The organism is Sphingomonas insulae, assembly GCF_010450875.1.
Classification (GTDB): domain Bacteria; phylum Pseudomonadota; class Alphaproteobacteria; order Sphingomonadales; family Sphingomonadaceae; genus Sphingomonas; species Sphingomonas insulae.
Genome location: NZ_CP048422.1, coordinates 443,114 through 466,610 on the forward strand (window position 1 = coordinate 443,114; position 23,497 = coordinate 466,610).

The 23,497-nt window shown below is 69.3% G+C and carries 16 protein-coding genes; 11 read left to right on the plus strand and 5 right to left on the minus strand.

Going from position 1 to position 23,497, the window contains the following annotated elements; all coding sequences use genetic code 11:
* Window positions 1–9 precede the first annotated feature (9 nt).
* Window positions 10–1,482, minus strand: coding sequence for a glucuronate isomerase (gene uxaC / locus GTH33_RS03650; protein WP_163957137.1), 1,473 nt, complete (start codon window positions 1,480–1,482; stop codon window positions 10–12).
* Between the two features lie 92 nt (window positions 1,483–1,574).
* A complete protein-coding gene (locus GTH33_RS03655) occupies window positions 1,575–2,606 on the minus strand; it encodes a LacI family DNA-binding transcriptional regulator (protein WP_163957138.1) in 1,032 nt (343 codons plus the stop codon).
* Window positions 2,607–2,744: 138 nt separating this feature from the next.
* On the opposite strand from GTH33_RS03655, the gene GTH33_RS03660 reads away from it, so the two are divergent.
* The 7 genes from GTH33_RS03660 to GTH33_RS03690 all read left to right on the plus strand — a co-directional run bounded on the left by GTH33_RS03660 (window position 2,745) and on the right by GTH33_RS03690 (window position 14,473).
* Window positions 2,745–4,211 carry a UxaA family hydrolase gene (locus GTH33_RS03660; protein ID WP_163957139.1) on the plus strand — a complete coding sequence of 489 codons (1,467 nt, stop codon included), beginning with the start codon at window positions 2,745–2,747 and terminating at the stop codon, window positions 4,209–4,211.
* On the plus strand, window positions 4,208–5,644 hold the full coding sequence (locus tag GTH33_RS03665) for a mannitol dehydrogenase family protein (protein WP_249054992.1): 1,437 nt from the start codon (window positions 4,208–4,210) through the stop codon (window positions 5,642–5,644). Before GTH33_RS03660 ends, GTH33_RS03665 begins: the two co-directional genes overlap by 4 nt.
* An 87-nt stretch (window positions 5,645–5,731) precedes the next feature.
* Window positions 5,732–6,535 carry a 2-keto-4-pentenoate hydratase gene (locus tag GTH33_RS03670; RefSeq protein WP_163957140.1) on the plus strand — a complete coding sequence of 268 codons (804 nt, stop codon included), beginning with the start codon at window positions 5,732–5,734 and terminating at the stop codon, window positions 6,533–6,535.
* 21 nt (window positions 6,536–6,556) lie between these two features.
* Window positions 6,557–7,891: an MFS transporter gene (locus tag GTH33_RS03675; RefSeq protein WP_249054993.1), complete on the plus strand. Its 1,335-nt coding sequence runs from the start codon at window positions 6,557–6,559 to the stop codon at window positions 7,889–7,891.
* 116 nt (window positions 7,892–8,007) lie between these two features.
* Complete coding sequence (locus GTH33_RS03680) at window positions 8,008–11,778, plus strand: LamG-like jellyroll fold domain-containing protein (protein ID WP_163957141.1); 3,771 nt, start codon at window positions 8,008–8,010, stop codon at window positions 11,776–11,778.
* A 62-nt stretch (window positions 11,779–11,840) separates the two neighbouring features.
* Window positions 11,841–13,067, plus strand: a complete 1,227-nt coding sequence (locus tag GTH33_RS03685) for a DUF885 family protein (protein ID WP_163959573.1) — start codon at window positions 11,841–11,843, stop codon at window positions 13,065–13,067.
* A gap of 95 nt (window positions 13,068–13,162) precedes the next feature.
* The gene (locus GTH33_RS03690) at window positions 13,163–14,473 is read left to right on the plus strand and encodes a glycoside hydrolase family 130 protein (protein ID WP_163957142.1); all 1,311 of its coding nucleotides are present in this window, start codon (window positions 13,163–13,165) and stop codon (window positions 14,471–14,473) included.
* A gap of 49 nt (window positions 14,474–14,522) precedes the next feature.
* Here GTH33_RS03690 and nudC read toward each other — a convergent pair whose 3' ends face one another.
* From nudC to GTH33_RS03705, 3 genes are read right to left on the minus strand one after another with little or no spacing between them, the layout of a single operon-like run.
* The gene (gene nudC / locus GTH33_RS03695) at window positions 14,523–15,401 is read right to left on the minus strand and encodes an NAD(+) diphosphatase (RefSeq protein ID WP_163959574.1); all 879 of its coding nucleotides are present in this window, start codon (window positions 15,399–15,401) and stop codon (window positions 14,523–14,525) included.
* A gap of 11 nt (window positions 15,402–15,412) precedes the next feature.
* Window positions 15,413–16,765 carry a serine hydrolase domain-containing protein gene (locus GTH33_RS03700; RefSeq protein WP_163957143.1) on the minus strand — a complete coding sequence of 451 codons (1,353 nt, stop codon included), beginning with the start codon at window positions 16,763–16,765 and terminating at the stop codon, window positions 15,413–15,415.
* Window positions 16,762–17,802, minus strand: coding sequence for an A/G-specific adenine glycosylase (locus GTH33_RS03705; protein WP_163959575.1), 1,041 nt, complete (start codon window positions 17,800–17,802; stop codon window positions 16,762–16,764). Before GTH33_RS03705 ends, GTH33_RS03700 begins: the two co-directional genes overlap by 4 nt.
* Window positions 17,803–17,858: 56 nt before the next feature.
* Between GTH33_RS03705 and GTH33_RS03710 the strand changes: the two genes are divergently transcribed.
* From GTH33_RS03710 to GTH33_RS03725, 4 genes are all read left to right on the plus strand, one after another.
* On the plus strand, window positions 17,859–18,371 hold the full coding sequence (locus GTH33_RS03710) for a DUF721 domain-containing protein (RefSeq protein WP_243848492.1): 513 nt from the start codon (window positions 17,859–17,861) through the stop codon (window positions 18,369–18,371).
* Window positions 18,371–19,036: a DsbA family protein gene (locus GTH33_RS03715; RefSeq protein ID WP_243848493.1), complete on the plus strand. Its 666-nt coding sequence runs from the start codon at window positions 18,371–18,373 to the stop codon at window positions 19,034–19,036. Before GTH33_RS03710 ends, GTH33_RS03715 begins: the two co-directional genes overlap by 1 nt.
* A 21-nt stretch (window positions 19,037–19,057) precedes the next feature.
* Entirely contained in the window at window positions 19,058–19,786 is a 729-nt protein-coding gene (locus tag GTH33_RS03720; protein ID WP_163957146.1) for a thioredoxin domain-containing protein, read from the plus strand.
* Between the two features lie 309 nt (window positions 19,787–20,095).
* Window positions 20,096–23,494 (plus strand): chromosome segregation SMC family protein, encoded by a 3,399-nt coding sequence (locus GTH33_RS03725; protein WP_163957147.1) that lies wholly within the window; start codon window positions 20,096–20,098, stop codon window positions 23,492–23,494.
* Window positions 23,495–23,497: the final 3 nt, after the last annotated feature.

Sequence of the window (23,497 nt, forward strand, 5' to 3'; positions counted from 1 at the left end):
GAAGGCTCCTTAAGCGGCGACGCTGTTGCAAATAGTGGAATGGCTTCCCACGCCTTTATCACCGCTCTCGTCGATGCGATAGGCGCGGCGGACGAGGCCGCTGGTCAGCTCTTGGGCAAGCTCCGCCGCCTCCCAATCCTCCAGCCGGTGTTCGGCGACGAGGCGGGCGAGGAAGCCGCAGTCGATCCGCCGCGCGACGTCGTGGCGCGCCGGGATCGACAGGAATGCACGGGTATCGTCATTGAAGCCGACGGTGTTGTAGAAGCCGGCGGTCTCGGTCGTCATCTCGCGGAACCGGCGCATGCCCTCGGGGCTGTCGTGGAACCACCAGCTCGGCCCCAGCTTCAGGCAGGGATAATGACCGGCCAGCGGTGCCAGTTCGCGCGCGTAGACGCTCTCGTCCAGCGTGAAGAGGATGATCGACAGGTCGGTCGAGGTGCCGAACCGGTCGAGCAGCGGCTTCAAGCCATGGACGTAATCGGTCCGGCCCGGAATGTCGGCGCCCTTGTCGCGGCCGTGACTGGCGAACAGCCCGGCATTGTGGTTGCGCACGCTGCCGGGATGGATCTGCATCACCATGCCGTCCTCGACGCTCATCCCCGCCATTTCGGTGAGCATCTGCGCGCGGAACAGCTCGGCATCGGCGGGCGTCCAGTCGGGACCGTTGATGCGCGCGAACAGCGCCTCGCATTCGGGGGTCGACAGGTTCGCGGTCGCCGCGGTCGGGTGGCCGTGATCGGTCGCGGTCGCACCGGCGGCGCGAAAGTCGGCGCGGCGCTTGCGATGCGCGGCGAGATAGCCCTGCCAGCTGTAGACGTCCTCGCCGGTCAGGTCGGCGAAACGCCGCATCGCGCCGGCGAACTGTTCATGCTCGACATCGATGACGCCGTCGGGGCGATAGGTGGTAACGACGCGCCCCTGCCAGCCACTCGTCCGAATGCGGCGGTGCGCGTCGAGGCTGTCGTGCGCGCCCTCGGTCGTGGCGAGGAAATCGATGCGGAAGCGGTCGAACAGCGCGCGCGGGCGGAATGCCTCCGTCGCCAGCTTTTCGCCGATCGCATCGAAATAATGGTCGGCCGTGGCAGGTTCGAAGGCGACGTCGAGTCCGAAGACCTCGCTGAACACATGGTCGAGCCACATCCGCGACGGCGTGCCGCGGAACAGGTGATAATGGTCCGCCAGCACACGCCAGGCGGCGCGGGTATCGGTCGCCGGAACGCCGTCGCGGCGCGGGATCGCCAGCGCGTCGAGGTCGACACCCTGGCTGTACAGCATGCGATACAGATAATGGTCCGGCGCAAGCAGCAGCGTTGTCGCATCTGTCCAATTGGCATTGTCGGCAAACCACGTCGGATCGGTATGGCCGTGAGGGCTGACGATCGGCAGGTCGGCGACATCGGCATACAGCGTCCGCGCAATGTCGCGGGTGGTCGGATCGGCGGGCAACAGCCGATCGGGATGCAAGTTCAGGCGCCGGGTCACAGCCGATTTCCTCTCCGTCGTGTTCCACGATCGCCAGTCTGGTAACCGGTGTCAGGTGACCATGCAACCGTCATCCGCCTACCCATGCCAGGTCAGCCATGCGGTGGCGATGCGACCGAGCCGCGTCGGATCAGCGTCGACAGGAACAGCGAGGGCTCCTCGACATCCGCCTCGCCTTCCTGTTCGCCGGCGATCAGCTTCAGCGCCGCCGATCGCGCCATCGACGCGATCGGCCAGCGGACCGTCGTCAGCGGCGGCCAGACGTGCGCGGCGATCGGCGTGTCGTCGAACCCGACGATCGAGAGGTCGCGCGGGATGTCGAGCCCGCGCTGCCGCGCCGCATGGATGACGCCCGCCGCCATTTCATCGTTGCTCGAAAAGATCGCGGTGGGGCGCGGGATCACGTCGAGCAGGCGTTCGGCGGCGACCAGCCCCGATTCGAAGGTGTAATTGCCATCGGCGATCATGCTGCGCGGCAAGGCGATGCCGGCGGCGGCCAGCGCCTCCTCGAACCCCGCGCGCCGTTCGCGCGCCGATCGGAAGCCGTGCGGGCCGCCGACGAAGCCGATCCGCCGGTGCCCCTGCGCCAGGAGATAGTCGGTCGCCGCATGCACCGCCTCGCGATCGTTGGAGGCGACCATGTGCGATGGTCCGTCGAGCGCCGCCGACCCCATCCGCACATAGCGGCAGCCGATATCGACGCATAGCCTGGCGACGCTGTCGTTCTCGCTGATCGGCGGCATCAGCAGCACGCCGAACAGGCGCTGGCGCTCGAGGAAGTGGCGCAGGTCCTCCAGCATCGTCGCCGATCCGCGATCGACCGGGCGCACCACCATCTCGAATTCGGTATCGTGCAACGCTTCCAGCATACCCTGCTGGACGTTCATCACGGTCTGCGCATTGGGATTGTCGTGGACCAGCCCGATCAGGAAGTTGCGGCGCAGCGCCAGCGCGCGGGCCTGCGGGTTGGGGATATAGCCCAGGTCGCCGATCACATCCTCGACCCGCTTGCGCGTGTCGTCGTTGAGCAGCGGCGAGCGGTTGATGACGCGGCTGACGGTTTTCTTCGAGACGCCCGCGATCCGGGCCACGTCGTTGATCGTAGGCTGGCCGGTCTTGCGCATGGCCGCTACGTTAGCTGCGGGTGTGGCATCCCGCCAGCCCATCCCGCCGGCCCATCCCGCCGGCCCCGCCAACTTGCGCCGCGGCGATTGCTGCGCCATGACGATGACACCGGTATCCCGGCAAGAATGAGAGGATCGATGACCAAGGCGCTGACGATCGCAGCGGGTGACAGCGTGGCGACGATGCTGGACGATGCCGGGGCGGGCGACCGCATCGGCGACGTGGCGCTGAGCGCCGCCGTGCCGCGGGGTCACAAGGTCGCGCTGGTGCCGATCGCGGCGGGCGATCCGGTCATCAAGTTCGGCTTCCCGATCGGGGTGGCGCGCCGCGCGATCGCGCCCGGCGAACACGTCCACAGCGACAATTTGGCGACCGGCCTGTCCGGCACCGGCAGCTATGTCTACGATCCCAAGCCGGTACCGGTTGCCGATGCACTGACAGACGCGACGTTCGAAGGCTATGTCCGTGCCGATGGCCGGGTGGGGACGCGCAACGAGATCTGGATCCTGCCGACGGTCGGCTGCGTCGCGCGCACCGCCGAACGGATCGCCAAACAGGCCGGCGCCGCGCTGGCGGGGCAGATCGACGGCGTCCATGCCTTTACGCATCCGCATGGGTGTTCGCAGCTAGGCCAGGACCTCGACGGCGTCCGCGCCATCCTCGCGAGCCTTGCCTGTCATCCCAATGCCGGCGGCGTGCTGCTGGTCGGGCTGGGCTGCGAGGAGAACCAGGTCGATGCCCTGCTCGCCGCGATCCCCGAGGAGCGGCGGGGGGCGATCCGCTACCTCACCGCGCAGTTCAGCACCGATGAGGTCGAGGAAGGCTGCGCCTTGGTGGCCGAACTGGCGGCGCAGGCGGCGATGCCGCGGCAGGTGGTCGGGCTCGATCGACTGGTGCTGGGCGTGAAGTGCGGCGGCTCGGACGGCCTGTCGGGCCTTACCGCCAATCCGCTGGTCGGGCGGATCAGCGACCGCGTCGCCGAAGCCGGCGGCCGCGTCGTCTTCACCGAGATTCCGGAGATGTTCGGCGCCGAACAGATGCTGATGGACCGCGCCGCCGATGCGGGGGTGTTCGACCGGATGGTCGGCGTCATCAACGGCTTTCGCCAGTATTTCATCGATCACGGCGAACCGATCAGTGAAAACCCCTCCCCCGGCAACGTCGCGGGTGGCATCACCACGCTGGAGGAAAAATCGCTCGGCGCGGTGCAGAAGGCGGGACGCACCACCGTCACCGACGTGATCGGTTACGGCGAGCGTATCCACCGCGACGGCCTGACGCTGCTGGAAGCGCCGGGCAACGATGCGGTGTCCTCCACCGCGCTTGCCGCGGCGGGCGCGACCGCGATCCTGTTCACCACCGGCCGCGGCACGCCGCTGGGCTTTCCGGTGCCGACGGTGAAGATCGCGTCCAATTCCGACCTCGCGGCACGCAAGCCCGGGTGGATCGATTTCGACGCCGGCGCCGTGCTGGCGGAGGGGTTCGAGGCGGCAGAGGCCGCGTTGATCGCGCGCATCTGCGCGATAGCCTCGGGCGCGCCGACCGCGGCCGAACGGAACGACGAACGCGAGATCGCGATCTGGAAACGGGGTGTGACGCTGTGATCCGACTGACCGCCGCGACGCTCGACCAGCTGCCCGCCACGATCCCCAGCCCGCGCGGCCGGCCCGATCCGCAGGTCGGCATCGTCCATTTCGGCCCCGGCGCATTCCATCGCGCGCACCAGGCGGCCTATATCGACACGGTGCTGCAGCACGATCCCCGCTGGGGCATCGCCGCCGTGTCGATGCGGTCCCGCGGTACGGTGGAGGCGCTGGAGCAACAGGACGGGCTCTACACGCTGGCGATCCGCGATGCCGACCCGGCGATGCGCGTGATCGGGGCGCATCGCCGCTTTCTCGCGCCGGACGCGGCGGCGGCGACACATGCCTTGCTCGCCGATCCCGCGGCGGCGCTGGTGACGACGACGGTCACCGAAAAGGGCTATTGCCTGGCACGCGACGGCACGCTCGACATGGGCCATCCGGACATCGTCCACGATCTGGGCGGCGCGGCGGTGCCGCAGAGCGTGGTCGGCTGGATCGTCGCCGGCCTCGGCGCGCGGCGTGCCGCCGGCGTGGCGCCGTTCGTGCCGATGCCGTGCGACAACCTCGCCAGCAACGGCGCCAAGCTGCACGCAGCGCTCGTCGCCTTCGCCCGCGTGCACGACGGCGCACTCGCCGACTGGATCGCCGGCGAGGTGCGGGTGCCATCGACGATGGTCGATTCGATCACGCCCGCCTCCGACGAGGCGCTGTACGCCGCGGTAGCGGACGCGACCGGGCTGGAGGATCGCGCCGCGGTCCAGCGCGAACGCTTCGCACAATGGGTGATCGAGGACATCGGCGTGCCGGTCGGCCCCGACCTGGCGGGTGCGGGCGCGACCGTCACGGGCGATGTCGCAGCGTATGAGAAGGCCAAGCTGCGCATCCTCAACGGCGCGCATTCGACGCTCGCCTATCTCGGCCTGCTGCGCGGTCATGCGAGTGTGGCAGAGGCGATGGGCGATGCCGAACTGGCCAGCTTCGTCGATGCGATGGTCCGGCAGGACATCATGCCGATGCTGCCCGCGGTGCCGGGCCTCGACCTCGACGAATACCGGCAGCAGGTGATGGGACGGTTCCGCAATCCGGCGATCGTCCACCGGCTCGACCAGATCTCACAGGACGGTTCGCAGAAGCTGCCCTATCGCCTGGGTGATACGCTGGCGGCGAACCGCGCCAATGGCCGGATGCCGACGCACGTGGTCGCGGCGCTGGGCGGCTGGATCGCCTTCCTGATCGCGCGCACCGCGCGGGGACAGGCGATCGTCGATCCGGCGGGGGATCGCCTGACCGCTGCCGCGCAGGGCGCCGATCCGGTGACGCTGGTCCGCCGCCTGACCGAATCCGGGCTGGGCCTGCCGTCGCAGATCGCCGGCGATCCACCACTGCTCGCGGCGATCGAACGCGCCGCCGTCGCCGCGCATGAAAAGCGGTGGGACGTCCTGTTCCGCTGAACCGCACGCTTGTCATTGACACCGGTTTCCCATACCCATCACGCAACGATCAAAAATAGCGAGAGAGGGGGGCGCAAGCCCGAGCCGATGCAGCAGACCGACACCCAGATCGAACGCGATCCCGTCCACGATATCGCCCGCGCCTTCGTCGATGCCCGCCGCGACGGCCGCGCGCTGCCCGACTATCCGGGCGACATCCCCGCCGATCTCGCCACCGCGTATCGCGTGCAGGATGCCGCGCTGGACCTTGCCACAGGCCAGGTCGTCGGCTGGAAGGTCGGACGGATCAACCCGCCGGTGGACGGCATCGACCGGCTGAGCGGCCCGATCTTTGCCGATACCGTGGTCGAGGCGGGCGACGACAGCCTGGCGATGCCGATCTTCGCCGACGGCTTCGGCGCTGCGGAAGCGGAATTCCTGATCCGCATCGGCACCGCACCCGATCCCGCCAAGACCAGCTATACCATGGACGAAGCGCGCGACCTGATCGATGCGGTGCATGTCGGGATCGAGATCGCGAGTTCGCCCTTCCCCGGCATCAACGCGTACGGGGCGACGGTCACCATCTCCGACTTCGGCAACAATTACGGGTTGGTCGTCGGCGATGCGATCCCCGACTGGCGGTCGCAGGACCTCAACCAATGGCCGATCACGCTCGACATCAACGGCGCGCGCATCGGCGCCGCGACTGCCGCGGCGATGCTGGACGGGCCGATCGGCGCCGCCCGCTTCCTGTTCGAACACATGGCGGCGCGCGGCATCCAGCTGACGCCCGGCCAGTGGATATCGAGCGGGGCGGTCACCGGCGTACACCCGGTCGCGGTCGGCGATAGCGTCACCGCCACCTTCGACGGCCGCTACACGGTCGGCTGCACGATCAAGGCCCGCTAAGAGGCCCGACACCGGAGAGAGATGATGGCCCAGAACGATATGACGGGGACGAACGAGCGAGGTTTTGCACGGGATCGGGAGGCGCAGATCGCCGCCGCCGCGACCACCATCGGCCGCTATCGCTGGGTGATCTGCGCGCTGCTGTTCGCGGCGACCGCGATCAACTACGTCGATCGCCAGATGATCGGGGTGCTGAAGCCGACGATCTCGGCCGAACTCGGCTGGTCGGAAACGACCTATGCCGACGTGATCTTCTGGTTCCAGGCCGCCTATGCGATCGGTTATCTGAGCTTCGGCAAGATCGTCGACGTGGTCGGCGCCCGCATCGGCTATTCGCTCGCCTTTGTGATCTGGACCGCGGGTCACATCCTGTGCGGCTTCGTCAATTCGGCGTTCCAGTTCTCGCTGGCGCGCATGGTGCTGGGCATCGGCGAGAGCGGCAACTTCCCCGCCGGGATCAAGGCGGTGACAGAATGGTTTCCCGCCAAGGAGCGCGCGCTGGCGACCGGCGTGTTCAACGCCGGCGCCAATATCGGCGCGATCGTCACGCCGCTGGTGGTGCCGTGGATCGTCATCGACCTGGGCCTTGGCTGGCGCATGGCATTCGTCATCACCGGCATCGCCAGCCTCAGCTGGCTGGTCGCGTGGATCGCGCTGTACCGCCGCCCGCGCGAAAGCACCAAGGTCAGCGCCGACGAGCTCGCCTATATCGAAAGCGATCCTGCCGATCCGGTCGAGCCGATCTCGTGGGGGCGCCTCATCCGCTACAAGGAAACCTGGGCGTTCGCACTCGGCAAGTTCCTGATCGATCCGGTGTGGTGGCTGTTCCTGTTCTGGACGCCGGACTTCCTCGCCAAGACCTACAATCTCGACCTCAAGAGCTTCGGGCCACCGCTGGTCGCGATCTACCTGATCTCCGACATCGGCTCGGTGGCGGGCGGCTGGTCGTCGTCGCGACTGATGAAGCGCGGCTTCACCGCCAATGCGGCACGCAAGATCACGATGCTGGTCTGCGCGATCCTGGTGATGCCGATCTTCTTCGCGCAATACGCCAGCAGCGTCTGGATCGCGGTCGCGATCGTCGGCCTCGCCACCGCCGCGCACCAGGCGTTCTCGGCGAACCTCTACACGCTGCCGTCGGACATGTTTCCCCGCGGCGCGGTGGGATCGGTGATCGGCATCGGCGGCACCGTCGGGGCGATCGGCGGCATGATGATGTCGAAGTTCACCGGCTACATCCTCGAGACGACGCACAGCTACACCCCGATCTTCGCGGTGGCCGGATCGACGTATCTGATCGCGGTGATCGTCATCCACCTGCTCAGCCCGCGGCTGGCGCGGGTGGATGCTGCCTAGCACGTACATCACCCTCACCCTTCCGGCGCTGCGCGCCTCCCGCCCTCTCCCCCCGGGAGAGGGATAGACGCCGAAAACGGCGCAGGGTGAGGGTGAATTGCCCCCGGAGAGGCTGCATGAACCCCACCTCGTTACTCGCCATCGCCACCGCGCTGCTCGCCACCCCGGCCGCCGCGCAGGATGGCCTGCTGTTCCGCGTCTCGGCGGACAAGGACCTCACCGCCGACACCGCTGGCGGCGATCCCGTCCCCAACTTCCGCAGCGCCGTCACCGTCACCCCCGATGGCGCGATCGGCGGCGCGGCGCGCTGGGCGGACGAAGGCTATGTCGCGTGGAAGGCACCGGGAAACATGATCGCCCAGCGCGGCACGCTCGCCTTCTTCTGGCGCGCGCGCGAACCCGTTACCGACGCCCCGTTCGTGATCTTTCGCGCCGGTTTCGCCGACCACACCAGCTGGGACATGGCGTTCCTGCGCATCGACTGGAACGGCCACGGCTTCGACGCCTTCGTCACCGATGCCAATTTGTCGCGGCTGCGCGTGTCGTGGCGGATGCCGACGCCGCCTGGCCCCGAGCAATGGGAGCATATCGCCTTCGCCTGGGACGAGACCGTCGGCGTGCGCCTGTTCGTCGATGGCCGCGAAGTCGCCAGACTGGCGCAGCAGGCCGACCTCGATTCCGGTCTCGACCAGTTCGGCATGGCGGGCCGCGTCATCAGCCCGCATCAGGTGCAAAGCCGCTACAATTTCATGCGCGGCAGCGATCTGGACGAAATCCGCGTCTATGACCGGATGCTGGCCGGTGCCGATGTCGCCGCGCTCGCCGCCAAGCGCGAGCCGACGCTGGCGCCGGTCGACACCGCCGCGCAGCGCACCGCCTGGCTGCACCGCTATGGCTGGGACAAGGGCGCGCCGCCGCTGCTGTCCGACCCGGTCACCAGCGTCCGCCGCATCGAATTCGCCGATGCCAAGGACCTGAAGGAATGGATGTACAAGGGCGTCGACGGCATCGCCGAGACGACTTGGCCCGGCGTCTACAATCGGTCGAGGCTGCCCGGCCGCGACGATTATTTCGAACTGCCCGACTGGAACACCTATGTCGAGGGCGGCAAGCGCTACGACCTGACGGTGCCGGAGGGCCAGCGGTTCAACCGCATCGAATTGCGCGGCGCAGCCTATGGCACGCTGAGCTGGAACGGCACCCGCCTGACCACCCGCGCCAGGGGCGTCGTGCGCAGCGTCGATGCGATCGCGCCGCGCACCGGCGGCGTGCTGAGCTTCACCAACGTCATGCAGGAACAGCCGATCCAGGAGCTTTGGGCCTATGACGTCGGCACCGCGCCCGAACCCGCGGGCAGCTTCAAGCTCAGCTACACCGTGGATGCCGCCGCTTCGCCCAGAATGGCGATCCTCGACGATCTGAACGCCTATATCGCCGGACGCTATCCCGCGGACGAGCGCGCGACCGTGCTGGCGATGCCGTCATCGGGGATGAAGGTCGCAGTCGGTGCCGGCGCGGCGGGCGCGGGCGACGGCGCAACACGGCGCGCGCCGGGCAAGCCGATCGTCCATGTTCTAATCCCGGCGAGCTTCGGCGACGCCTATCCGGACAAGCCGCTCGCCCGGGCATGGGATTTTGGCTGGCAGAACATCCACGACGGCCTCGATGGTATCGCCATCGATCTGCCCGCGATGGCCGTCAGGCCCGATGCGCGCGGGCTGATCCCGCTCAACATTCGCATCGCCGATCCGATCTGGCCCGGCCGCGCGATGATCGACCTGTCGGTATCCGTCCGCCCCGGCGAGGCCCGGACGCTGTGGCTGGACCTGCGCGATCGCATCCTGTCCAGCGACAGCTTGTACCTGACGGTCGCCTCCGCCGCGCCCGACTTCGACGCGCAGAGCCTGAACGGCGCGAAAATCCGCCTCGTCTTCAAGCCGCGTGCCGAGGCGATCAGGGAGCATGTCGCCGACCGCTTCAACCAGGTCCGCGACAATTGGGGCTTCCTGGTGGAGGAACACACCGCATCGAAGCGCGAGGGGCTGTACCGGCGGCTGTTCGCCGACATCGGCGACCTGTTGCGTGTCGATCCCGACCATGTGCAGGGCCGCGCCTATTGGGCGGACATCAATTACCGGCCCGAGAACATGCCCGCCGTGGCTCTACCGCCGATCCCCGCCGGCGTTCCCGCCTGGGCGGCACGACAGCTCGACGACCTGAAGATCACGCGCGATTTCGTGACGTGGTGGATCGACCATCGCCAGGTGCCGTACGGGGATTTCGGCGGCGGCATTTCGGATGACACCGACCTGACGCAGCAATGGCCCGGCCTTGCGCTGATGGGCGTCGAGCCGGACAAGGTGAACGCCTCGCTCCGCGCGGTGTCCGATGCGGTGTTCAAGAACGGCATGCGGGTGAACGGCCTCGGCTACATCACCACCGACGAACTGCACGCCTATGAAGAAGGCCTCAATTCGGACGCGCAGCGATTGTACCTCAACTGGGGCGAGCCGAAGGCGGTCGAGCGGATCATGGACACGACGCGCGCCTTGCAGGGCGTCGTCCTGAAGAATCCGGCCGGCCACATGCATTTCGCCACCAATTGGTACGGCGGCCGCAAGATGTACCGCCAGGGCGCGTTCGCGTGGCAGAAGCCCTATAGCTTCACCGTGCTGCACGGCCCGGTCCTGCTGGGCCTGTACAACGGCAGCCCGGCGGCACGCGGACTGGTCACCGGCGTGATCGACGGCTGGATGGCGCACGGCAAGCAGGCCGCCGATGGCAGCTGGAGCTATCCCAACGAGATCAACTGGGACACCGACGCCACGCGCGTCGGCGATGGCGGCGGCGTGTCGACGCCGTTGCAGAGCGCGTGGGCGGCATGGCGTTTCACCGGGGACGACAAATATCTGCGCCCGGTCATGGCGCGGGTCGGCAAATCGGGCAGCGGGCTGTCCGAATTTAACGAAAACGCGTTCGATCTGATGCCGGGCGGCGCGGCGTTGCGCACGAAGCTGGCCAAGGCGACGGGCAACGACCCGTTCGCGCGCTACGCCGCCTGGACGGCAACCGGCGACACCGGAATCCTGGCTGCGCTGCATGCCGATGCCTGGACCGACAAGGCGCAGCATCAATATATGTATACCGAGGGGCATTGGTGGTCCGATCGCGTCGACCAGCCCAACGACATCCTGCAGCGCGAACGGCTGGGCGGCATCGCCCTGCGGCGTAACCAGACCTGGCCGGGCAATACCGTCAGCTGGCGGTTCGCGACGCCGGGCGCGGCGGAGCAGGTCGCGATCCTGGTTCCCGGCGCGACGCGTGAGGCGTTCAAGGTGATCGCCTACAACACCAGCGACGTCGCGCAGCAAGCGACGATGTCGACGTGGAACGTCACCGCCGGCACCTGGCGGCTGCGCACCAGCACCAGCAGCGACGAGGGCAGGACGTTGGTCCCCGCCGGCACGCCGGTGGCGGTACCGCTGGAACGCAGCCTGGGCACCGCCGTGACCTTCGCCCCGCATACGACGACGGTGATCGAGGCGACGTTGGTCCAGCCGGCGATGCCGGTGGAGGGGCGCCCGGACATCGGCATCGGCACGGACGATATCGTCGTGAAGGGCCGCAACGTGACACTGACCGTGCACGGCCTTGGGTCGGTGCCGTCCGGTCCCGGCGTGGCGACGCTGGTCGCCGCGGACGGCCGCGTCGTCGCGCGCGCGGCGATCCCGCCGCTGGAGGCGCCCAACGATCTCAAGCCGCGCACGATATCCGTGCGGCTGACCGCACCGGGCGACGCGACCGGCCTGACCGCGCGCGTCGCCCTTGCGGGGGATGCGCCGGAAGTGACGCTGCTCAACAATGCCGTGCCGGTCGTGGCACGGTGACATTGCCGTTACCCAGTTCCCCGGCGAAGGCCGCGGCGCAGTCGGGGAACACCGGCCGGCGGATGGACGCACCCCATCGCCGGGCGGTCATCGCTGGCGTCGGCGCGGCGATGCTCGCGGCCTGCACGCGCGATCTACAGCAACCGGATATGACCCTTCGCGTCGCGCTCGACGACGCCGCGCAAATGCCACCTCGCGAAGCGCTCGCCCGGATCGCCGTCTTCGATGCGCGCGCGCTGCACCCGTCGCAGCGACTGGACCTGATCACCGCCCGCGCCGGGCTGGCGATCGACGCACAGCTCGCTGCGCTGCCCGGCACGCGCGGTCGCCAGCAGGGCTATCGCCCGGTCGCCGCACCGATCACGCCCGCGCATTATGCGCTGCTGCTCGCCCGTCCGCTCGGGCCGATCACGCCGCAGGCCGCGCGCGCGCGACTGACCAGCGCACTCGCCGGCCTCCACGCCCGCGCCGCCGCGCAGTTCACCGCACTGGGCCTTACCGCCGGCAGCATCGGCGAACGCTACACGCGGCTGTGGCAGGACGACCGCTTCCTTTATGCGGACCCCGACGTCGCGGTCGCAGACATGGCGCGGTCGCTTGGCGCCGCCCGCATGCGCATTCCCCTGACGATCGGTCCCGTTCCCGCCTGGTGCACCGACGTCGCCGTCCGCAGCCTGTCGCCGCAGGAGATCGCCGCCGGCCGCAACGGCTATCGCCTGGCACCGACGCCGGCCCGCCAGGGCGTCTATATCGTCGACCTGAAGCAGTTGCGCCGCCGCCCGGCGTGGACGCTGCCCAGCGTCGTCGCGCACGAATTGCTGCCCGGCCACATGATCCAGCTCGGGCTGGAGGGCATCGTCCCCCCGCATCCGCTGCGTATCGACTATGCCGCAAGCTTCGTCGAGGGCTGGGGCATATATGCCGAAGCGCTCGCCGCGCAGGACGGCGCCTTCGCCGATCCGCGCGTGATGCTCGGCCATCTCCACTGGCTGATCTTTCGCGTCGCGCGCGCGCTCGTCGACCTCGGCATCCATCTCGACGGCTGGTCGCTCGACGCGGCCCGGGCGCGGCTGGTCGAATGGCAGGGCGAGCCCGCCTATTTCGCGCCCTTCGCCACCGAATTGCCGCGCATCGCCGCCGAACCCGCCGCACGCGTGGCAGAGGCGATGGCGTGGCTGGCGATCGCCGATGCCGTCGGCGGGCGGCGCGGGGCCGCCCGCATCGCGGTACACCAGCGGCTGCTGCGTCATGGCCGCATGCGCAGCGATGCGATCGGCAACATTTCCTAACGCGCTAATCCGCCCGTTGCCGGGACCCGCCACGCCTTTCGCGCGTCTGATGGCCACGCATGCGCAATCAGGCTTTGCGCATCCCGGAGGGTAATGTGGCTGCTTCCTTCGTCCGTCATCTCGAACCGACGCTCCTTCCCGATCCCAAACGCACCGTGATCCGCCCGTTCCTGCCCGGCGACCCCGATCCGTTCCGCGTCGAGGGCAAGCCGCGCGGCGACCGGATCGTCGCGCGGACACTGGCCATGTCCGACGACGAGGTGCAGGCGCTGGTCGAGATCATCATCGACGGGCTGGGCAGCCGCCATCGCGAGGTGCCGGCACTCCTGCTGCGCCGGTTCGACGAGGTCGCGGGTCAGCTGAAGCTGGACAGCGACGTGTCCGACCAGCGCAAGATGCTGATCGGCGGTTATTTCAGTGCGGAATATTCGTTCGAGGCCGCGGCATTGTTCAACCCCAGCATCGTGGCGCATCCCGACCAGAGCGTCTGTCCGGAGGGCGGAATCCGCTTCGTCCTGTCGCTGCGCGGGATCGGCGAAGGGCATCTCTCGTCGGTGACGTTCCGCACCGGCACCTGGGGGCCGGACGACGACGACCTCGTCATCGATGCGCCGAGCCATCAGGGCGTGCCGCCGCTGATCGAACAGCCCGACCCCGAACTCGTCCGCCAGATCGGTGCCGACGCGCTGATCCAGCTCAATTGCGGCGATGCGCGCGAGATTTCCGAAACCGTGCTGTTCCCGGTGATCGAAAGCCAGAACCGCGGTATCGAGGATTTGCGGCTGGTCCGTTTCCGCGAGGACGACGGGCGCGAAACCTACATCGGCAGCTACACCGCCGTCGGCAGCGAGGGTGCGCGGCAGGAGCTGTTGCAGACCGACGATTTTCGCCTGTTCCACATGCATCCGGTCGGCGGACCGGTCGCTGGCGGCAAGGGCATGGCGCTGTTCCCGCGCAAGATCGACGGCCAGTTTGCCGCATTGTTCCGCCACGACAACGAGAACCTGTGGTTCGCCAAGAGCGACACGCCGCTGGAGTGGAACGATCCGGTCCGCATCATGACGCCCGAATTTCCGTGGGAATTCGTCCAGATCGGCAATTGCGGGTCGCCGATCGAGATCGATGAGGGCTGGCTGGTCATCACCCACGGCGTCGGCATCGTCCGCAGCTATTGCCTGGGTGCGGCCCTGCTCGACCGGGACGATCCGACCAAGGTGCTGAAGCGATTGCCCGAACCGTTGATCCAGCCGGACGGCGAAACCTGGGACGGCTACGTGCCGAACGTCGTCTATTCGTGCGGCGGGCTGGTGCGGGGACGTACCCTCCTGCTCCCTTATGCGCTGGCCGACGACATGACGACCTTCGCCACCGCGCCGCTGGACGACCTGCTCGCCGCGATGCGGTGAACGGGGCCGCGCGAACGAACCGTGCTGGCGTTCGTGTGCTGTTGCGCGGTCATCGTCCCTCGGCCGCCCATACGGACAGCAGCGTATGGGCGATCGCATAGGGTGGCGGCGCGACGAACGGTCCCGGCTCCCCCGCCAGCACGGCGCGGACCAGGTCGCGCGGCACCCACATCGCATCCTCCAGTTCGTTAGTATCGAGCGTGATCGCATCGTCTTCCGCCACACCGGTGCAGGCGATCATCAGCGACGACGGGAACGGCCACGGCTGGCTCGCGACGTAGCGCACGTTCGACACCCGCACGCCCGCCTCTTCGTGGATCTCGCGCGCCACCGCCTCCTCGACCGATTCGCCCGGTTCCAGAAAGCCGGCGAGTGCCGAATAGCGCCCGTCCGGCCAACCCTTGCCGCGGCCCAGCAGCGCGCGGCCGTCGTGTTCGGCGATCATGATGACCACCGGGTCGACGCGCGGAAAATGTTCGGTGTAGCAGGCGTCGCACTGCCGGCCCCAGCCGGCACGGAACAGGTGCGTCGTCGATCCGCAGCGTGCGCAGAACCGGTGCCGCGCATGCCAGTCGAGCACGCTGCGCGCCGCGGCATAGGTCGCCGCCTCGCCCGGCTCCAGCGTCGCCAGCATCGTCATCAGCGCCGGGGACCGCATCGCCGGCGTCGTGCCTTCGCCGCTCGCCGGCAGCAGCGCGGCGACATGTGCCCGGTCCTGCGCATCGAGGCCGAGCAGGATCACCTCCGCCTCCTCCGGCAGGTCGGCGATGCTGGTCCACGCCAGCCGGCCATCCTCGACGTCCGGCACCAGTCCGTCGAGCTTCAGCAGCCGTGCGCGCCAGTCCAGCTTCGCCGACAGCGCGACGGGATCGTGGCGCAGCGCGTCGGCACGATCGAGCAGGCCGCCGGTAAAGCCCGGGATCGGCATGGGCATCGGCGTCATCGCTTGAACCGCGACAGGTCGGCGGCCATCGCGCGCACCACCTCCTGCCGCACCGGCCAGCGATCGGCGGGGAAGTAATTGACCATGATCGTGCCGCGCACCTTCTTCACCGGATCGACGAAGGCGATGGTTCCCGCCGCGCCGCCCCAGCCATAGGTTCCCTTGGACGGCATGCCGCCCGGCCCGTCCGCCAGATACACCGACCCGCCCGCGCCATAGCCCATCGGCGTCGCGTTGGTGGCCGCCCCGCCCGTCGCGCCGCCGACGCCGCCGAAGGTAACGCCGGCCGGCAACAGGTTGGACATCGCCAGCCGCACCGTCTCGGGCTTCATGATCCGCACGCCGTCCAGCGTACCCTCGTCGGCCAGCATGTGCAGGAACCGGTCGTAATCGCGCGCCGACGCCACCAGCCCGGCGCCGCCATAGGGAAAGCTGGGCGGTTGCAGATAGACCGACGTCGCGGCGGGATCGAGCGGCGCCAGCACATCGGCGGTCCAGGCGTAATTGGTCGCCAGCCGCCCAGCCTCGTTCCGCGGCACGGTCCAGTAGCTCGACGTCATCTTCAGCGGCGCGAAGATTCGGGTGTTGACGAACGTATCGAACGGCTGCCCCGAAGCCACCTCGATCACCCGGCCCATCACGTCGAGCCCGACCGAATAATTCCAGGCCGTGCCGGGCTGCGCGATCAGCGGCGCCTGGGCGACGCGGTTCGCGAATTCCGCCAGCGTCGCCGGGCGGGTCCGCCGCATCATCGGCTCGATCGACATGCTGACCTGCGCCGGCAGGATGCCGAGCCGCTCATATTCCTTCAGCAGCGCACCCTTGGCGATGATGTTGTAGGTTAGGCCCGATGTATGGGTGAGCAGCATGCGGATCGTGATCGGCGTCTTTGCCGGCACGCTGGCGAGGCTGGTTTCCGGGCTGGTCGCGACCTTCATCGTCTTGAAGGCGGGGATGTATTTCGACACCGGATCGTCGAGGCCGATCTTCCCCTCCTCGATCAGCATCATCGCCGCCATCGCCGTCACCGGCTTGGTCATGGAATACACCCGCCACAGGCTGTCGGGCGTCGCCTGCGCGGCGCCGGGATCAGTGGCGAGCTTGCCGGCAGACACGAACCACGTCGGCCGGTCGCCGACGCCGAAGGCCGCGACGATCCCCGGCATCTTGCCGTCGCGGACGTAGCCGTCGAGCAGAGCCTGCGTCGTCGGCAGGACCATTCGCCCGAGCGTGTCGGCGGTTGCCGATACCGGCGCCGGCGCGTCCTGCCGCAATGCCTGCCCGCCGACCGCCGCCGTCGCGATCAACCCTGCAAGACCCAGCCCGATGATCCCGTACACCCGCTTCATGCGTCCCTCCTCAGTATCGCGGCCGCGGCCTTGGCGAACAGGGTCGGCAGGCCCGCACGATCCAGGTCCGCGATCGGCCACCATTCGCCGTCTACCGCGTGATGCGCCTGCCCCATTGCGACGGCAAGCGTCAGTTCGATGTCGAAATGCGTAAAACCGTGGCTCACCGCTACGTTGCGCATCGCCCATTCGGCATCGACCGGCGCCCCGTCCAGCGCCGGCGCGACCTCGACCCACGGTCCGGTCGGCAACGCGCGCATGCCGCCGAGCAGCCCCTTGTCCGGCCGGCGCACCAGCAGCACGTCATCACCGCGCTGCACCCAGAAGATCGTGCCATATCGCCGCGGCTTCGCCTTTTTTGTCGCCTTCGCCGGCAACCGTTCGGGCGCGCCTTGCCGATACCCGGCGCATTCCGCATTGAGCGGACACAGCAGGCACGATGGCGCCCTGGGCGTGCAGATGCCCGACCCCAGGTCCATCATCGCCTGCGCGAAGTCGCCCGCCCGCGCATCCGGCGTCACCCGGTCCGTCGCGGCGCGGATCGCCACCCGCGCCCCCGGCAACGGATCGCGGATCGCGAACAGCCGCGCCACCACGCGTTCGACGTTGGCGTCGACCACCACCGCGCGCCGGCCAAAGGCGATCGCGGCGACCGCCGCCGCGGTATAGGCGCCGAGGCCCGGCAGCGTCCGCAACGTCGCCTCGTCCGTGGGAAACGCGCCGCCGTGATCGGCGACGACGGCCTTCGCCGCGGCGACCAGATTGCGCGCGCGGGCGTAGTAGCCCAGCCCCGCCCATGTCGCCATCACGTCGGCATCGTCCGCCGCGGCCAGGCTGGCGAAATCGGGCCAGCGCGCCACCCATGCCTCGAACCGCGGTTTCACCGCCGCGACGGTCGTCTGCTGGAGCATCACCTCCGACAGCCAGACGCGATACGGATCCGCCGTCGTCCCGGGCAACGCCCGCCACGGCAGCGCGCGGCGATGCCGGTCGTACCAGGCGAGCAGCAGCGGTGCGACCGCCTGCGGATTGGTCATCGGATCGGGGCAAGAGCGTGTAGCGTCCACGCGCCGGCTATGGCATGGGTCGGCCAATGAGCAAGCGCGCCGGCGCCCCCACTGTCGAAGTCCCCCGCCAGAACCGCGCCCGCGCGGTCAGCGAACTGCTGCCCGCGATCCACGGCGCCGCCTTCAAGCGATTCGGCTTCGTCCAGAGTGCGTTGGTCACTCGTTGGCCAGAGATCGTGGGGACGCGATGGGCCGCCGCCTCGAACCCCGAATCGTTGCGCTTCCCGCCCGGCAAGAAGGCCGACGGCGTGCTCACCATCGTCGTGCGTGGCGCGCATGCGCCGATGATGCAGCATATCGCGCCCGAAATCGTCGAACGGGTCAACCGCTTCTTCGGCTATGCCGCGGTCGCCCGGCTGACGATCCGGCAGGGCGAGGTGGCAAAGCCGGTGCCGCGCGCCGCGCCGCCGTCGCTGAAACCCGCACCGGCCGAGATCGGCGAGGGCCTGAAGGTCATCGGCGATCCCGAATTGCGCGCCGTCCTCGAATCGCTCGCCGCCGGGGTCCATGCCACCCGCGGCCTTCCCAAGGTCAGTTGATGATGCGTCTGCTCGCTCCCCTTGCCATCGCCGTCACGCTGGTCGCCGCCGCGCCTGCGACAGACTGGAGTCAGGTCGTCCGACCGACCGCGAAGGGCGCCTATGTCTTCGGCAACCCCGCCGCACCGGTGAAGCTGATCGAATACGGCAGCTACACCTGTTCGCATTGCGCCGACTTCGCCAACGAAAGCGCGGCCGTGCTGAAGGGGCAGATGGTGAAATCGGGCAAGCTCAGCCTGGAATATCGTCACCTGATCCGCGATTCCGCCGATCTGGGCGCGGCGATCCTGGCACGCTGCGCCGGTCCGCGCGGCTTCGCTGCGGCCCACGCGATGATCTTTGCGACCCAGAAAACCTGGCTGGACAAGATCGTCGCCTATCAGCAGGCGCATCCGGCGATCGACCAGCAACCGCTGGTCGCGCAGGCGCGCACCTATGCCGACGCATCGGGACTGGTCGCGGCGATGCGCGCGCGCGGCCTGACGCCGGCAGCGGTCAAGGCGTGTTTCGCCGACAAGGCGGCGATCGATCGCATCACCGCGATGACCGGTGATGCACCGATCGAGGTGCGCAGCACGCCGACCTTCTACCTCAACGGCGAATTGCAGCCGCCATCGACCTGGGCGCAGCTGGAACCGGTGCTGCGCGCCAAAGGGGCCAAGTGATCGTATATGGAGCGTAATGTCATGAAGTTGCTCGCATCCCTCCTCGTCCTGCCGCTGGCGCTCGCCGGCTGTTCCAAGGAAACCGGCACGCCCAGCGCGCCGGCATCGCCCGTCGCGGCGGTCAGTGCACCGGCGGGGCAGAACTGGACCGACACCGTGTCGCGCACCGAGCAGGGTACGATCGTCGGCAATCCGAACGCGCCGATCAAGCTGGTCGAATACGGTTCGCGCCTGTGCCCGACCTGCGGGGCGCTGGCACGCGAAAGCTTCGGTCCGCTGATGAACACCTATGTCAAATCGGGCAAGGTCAGCTTCGAATATCGTGAATTCCTCGTTCACGGCGCACCCGACCTGCCGCCGGCGCTGCTGGGCAATTGCACGGAGCCTGCGGCGTTCTTCCCGATCCTCGACCAGATGTATCAGGCGCAGGACGGCTTCAACACCAAGCTGCAGGCGATGCCGCAGCCGATGCAGGCGCAATTGCAGGCCGCCAAGCCGGTCGACGCGATCCGCATCATGGCCGAACAGATGGGCCTGGTCGATTTCGCCAAGCAGCGCGGCATCCCCGAGGCCAAGGCGCGCGCCTGTTTGGCCGACATGACCCAGATCGATCGCTGGACCAAGCAGACGCAGGACAAGAGCGCCGACGGTACCGTCAGCGGCACGCCGACGCTGATCCTGAACGGCAAGAAGGCCGACGCGGTGACCTGGGGCCAGCTCGAGCCATTGCTGAAAGCGGCGGGCGCCTAATCAGGTCTGGATCACGCGAAGCCGCGAAGCCGCGAAGCCGCGAAGAGAAGAAGGGGTTCGCGCGGAGACGCAGAGACGCGGAGGTGCTCCACCCGTGGCATCTCCCCCGCTTCCGCGAAGGGACCTGATTCCTTCGCGCCTTCGCGTGACACCATTGGCGCGCAAAGATCGCACAGGAGGGACGACAGCGCCGCTGGCGCCTTCTTCTTCTCCGCATCTCTGTGTCTCCGCGCGAACCCACCTTCTTCCCGACGCGCTCCGCCACGCTCAGAGCTTGAAACCCCACCCGCAACCCGGCACGCCCTGACAGTGCAGATCAAGCGGCTCCGCATCGCCGGCTTCAAGAGCTTCGTCGACCCTGCCGATCTGCGTATCGAGCCGGGGCTGACCGGCGTCGTCGGCCCCAACGGCTGCGGCAAGTCCAACCTGCTGGAAGCGCTTCGCTGGACGATGGGCGAAAACAGCGCGAAGTCGCTGCGCGGCGCCGGCATGGACGATGTGATCTTCGCCGGCACCGCCACCCGCCCGCCGCGCGCCTTTGCCGAAGTGTCGATCCTGCTCGACACCGGCGATGCGGCCAATCCCGACGAACGCGAGGTCGTCCGCCGCATCGAGCGCGGCACCGGCAGCGCGTATCGGATCGACGGCCGCGACGTGCGCGCGAAGGACGTGACCCTGCTGTTCGCCGATGCCGCCACCGGCGCGCATAGCCCCGCCCTGGTCAGCCAGAATCGCATCGGCGCGGTCATCGCCGCCAAGCCCGCCGAACGCCGCGCGATGCTGGAGGAGGCCGCCGGCATCGCCGGCCTCCACGTCCGCCGCAAGGATGCCGAACAGAAACTGCGTGCGACCGAGGCGAACCTCGTCCGCCTCGACGCGCTGATCGCCGACCAGGACGCGCGTGCCGCCGCACTCCGCCGCCAGGCGCGTGCCGCCGAACGCTATCGCACGCTGTCCGCGCAAATCCGCATCGCCGAGGCCCGGATGATCTTCGCCCGCTGGCGCGACGCCGTCGCCGCCGCCGATGCCGCCCGTGCCGAAGCGCAGGTCGCCGAAGCCCGTGTCGCGGACACCACCGCCGCCGAACGCGCCGCGGCGACCGCGCAACACGCCGCGGCGGACGCCGTCGCCAACGCCCGCGCTGCCGCACTCGCCGCGCGCGACCGGGCGAGCGATGCCGGCCACGCGCTCGCGACGTTGCGCAGCGAGCGCGCCGCCGCCGCCCGCCGCGTGGCCGACCTCGCCGACACCCGCCGCCGCATCGCCGACGACCGCGCGCGGGAAGGTACGCTGGCCGCGGATGCCGCCGCCGCGCTCGCCGCGTTGACTGATGAGGGAAAGACACTCGACCACGCGATCCTGACCGCCGCCGACGAGGCGCCGCGGCTGGATGCGACGCTTGCCGAGGCCGAGCGTCGCGCCCGCGATGCCGAGGTCGCTTTGGCGCAGGGGTTGAGCCGCCAGGCGAGCGAGGCCGCCGACGCCCGCGTCGCCACCGCCGCCCTGGCCGCCGCGCAGGGGCGCGCCGATCGCGCCGCGCGCGATGCCGCACAGGTGGCGCACGCGATCGCCGCGCTGGGCGATGTCGCCGCGCTCGCCGCCGGCCGCGACACCGCTGCCGACCGCCGCCGCGCCGCCCTCGCCACCGCCGACACTGCGCGCGCCGATCTCGCCCAGGCCGATGGCGCGGAACGCACCGCCATCGCCGACCGCGACGCCGCGGAGGCCGCACGCGCGACCGCCCGCGCCGAACTCGCCGCGCTCGACAGCGAAGCCACCGCCCTTGCCAAGGCGACGCACCGATCCGGCCGTGACCGGCTACTCGATCATCTCGTCCCCGCTCCCGGTTTTGAACGCGCACTCGCCGCGGCGCTGGGCGACGATCTCGAGGTCGGACTTGCCGCCTGGACGGGCACCGCACCGCAACCCGGCGATCCCGCAGCACCCGCGGACACCATATCGCTCGCCGACCATGTCGAGGCACCGCCCGCCCTCGCCCGCCGCCTCGCCCAAACGCTCGTCGCAGAGGCGGACGCCGGACAAATGCTCGCCGCCGGCCAACGGCTCGTCACCCGCGATGGACAGCTGCGTCGCTGGGACGGCTTCGTCGCGAGCGGCAGCGGCGCGGCGGCGGCCGAACGGCTCGAACGGCTCAACCGCTTGAACACGCTCCACGCCGCCCGCCCCGCCGCCGCCGCCGCGGTCGACACCGCCGAATCGACGCGGGCGCGGGTCGACAAGGCCATCGCCGTCGCTCGCGCCGCCGCCCAGACCGTGCGCGCCACCCTCGCCCAGGCCGAAGCCGCCGGCCGCGATGCCGAACGTGCCGAGGATCGCGCCGCCGCCGCCCTCGAACGGCTCGCCGGCCAGCGCGCCGATCTCGACGCCCGCGCAGCCCGAATCGCCGGCGACCTGGCCGAGGCGCAGGCCGAATTCGCCACCGCGCGCGCTGCCCGCGATGCGTTGCCGGACGGCCGCGACGCCGCCGCCGCGGTCGCCGCGCTTTCCCACGCGGCCGATCGGTGCCGCGCCGCCGTCGCCCAGGCCCGCGAACAACGCGCCATGCTAGGCCGCGCCGTCCAGGCGAACCGCGAACGCCTCGCCGCCGCGCAGGCCGATGGCCGCAGTTGGCGCGCCCGCGCCGGTGAGGCCGCCAGGCGCATCGCCGAGATGGACAAGCGCGACGCCGCGCTCGCCTTGGAAGCGGAAGGCATCGCCGCCCGCCCCGCCGCGCTGGACGCGGCCATTGCCGCGCAGGATGCCGAGCACACTGCCGCCCGTACGCAGGCCGAAACGCTGGCCGACGCGGAGCGCGACGCCGAGCGCACGCTTCGCGCGGCGGCGGACGCGCAACGCCATGCCAACGAAGCGCTCGCCCACGCCCGCGAACATCGCGCCGGCGCCGCCGCCAGGCTGGAAAATCAGGACCTGCGCCGCGTCGAGATGGGCCGCCTGTCCGGCGAACGCTTCGAATGCCCCGCACCGGTGCTGCCCGAACGTTTGGGCTTTGACGTCGCCTCCGTCCGCTCGCCTGCGGACGAAGCGCACGCCCACGAACGCCTCGCCGCCGACCGCGAACGCATCGGACCGGTCAACCTCGTCGCGGAACGCGAGCTCGCCGACCTCGAATCCGACGGCAAGAGCAACGCCGCCGAGCGCGACGAACTGGGCCAGGCGGTGCACCGCCTGCGCGGTTCGATCGGTACGCTCAATCGCGAAGGCCGGCAGCGCCTGCTCGCGGCGTTCGAGGCGGTCGATGGTCATTTCCGCCGCCTGTTCACCACGCTGTTCGATGGCGGCGCTGCGCACCTGCAATTGATCGATTCCGACGATCCTCTGGAGGCGGGCCTGGAGATCATGGCACAACCGCCCGGCAAGCGCCTGCAATCGCTGACGTTGCTGTCGGGCGGGGAACAGGCGCTGACCGCGGTCGCGCTGATCTTCGCCCTGTTCCTCACCAACCCCGCGCCGATCTGCGTCCTGGACGAAGTCGACGCGCCGCTCGACGATGCCAATATCGACCGCTTCTGCGGCCTGCTCGACCGGATGACGGAGGAAACCGACACCCGTTACCTGATCGTCACCCACAATGCGGTGACCATGAGCCGCATGCATCGCCTGTTCGGGGTGACCATGGTGGAACGCGGCGTCAGCCGCCTGGTGTCGGTCGACCTCGGCGGTGCGACCAGCCTGCTCGCCGCCGAATAAGGT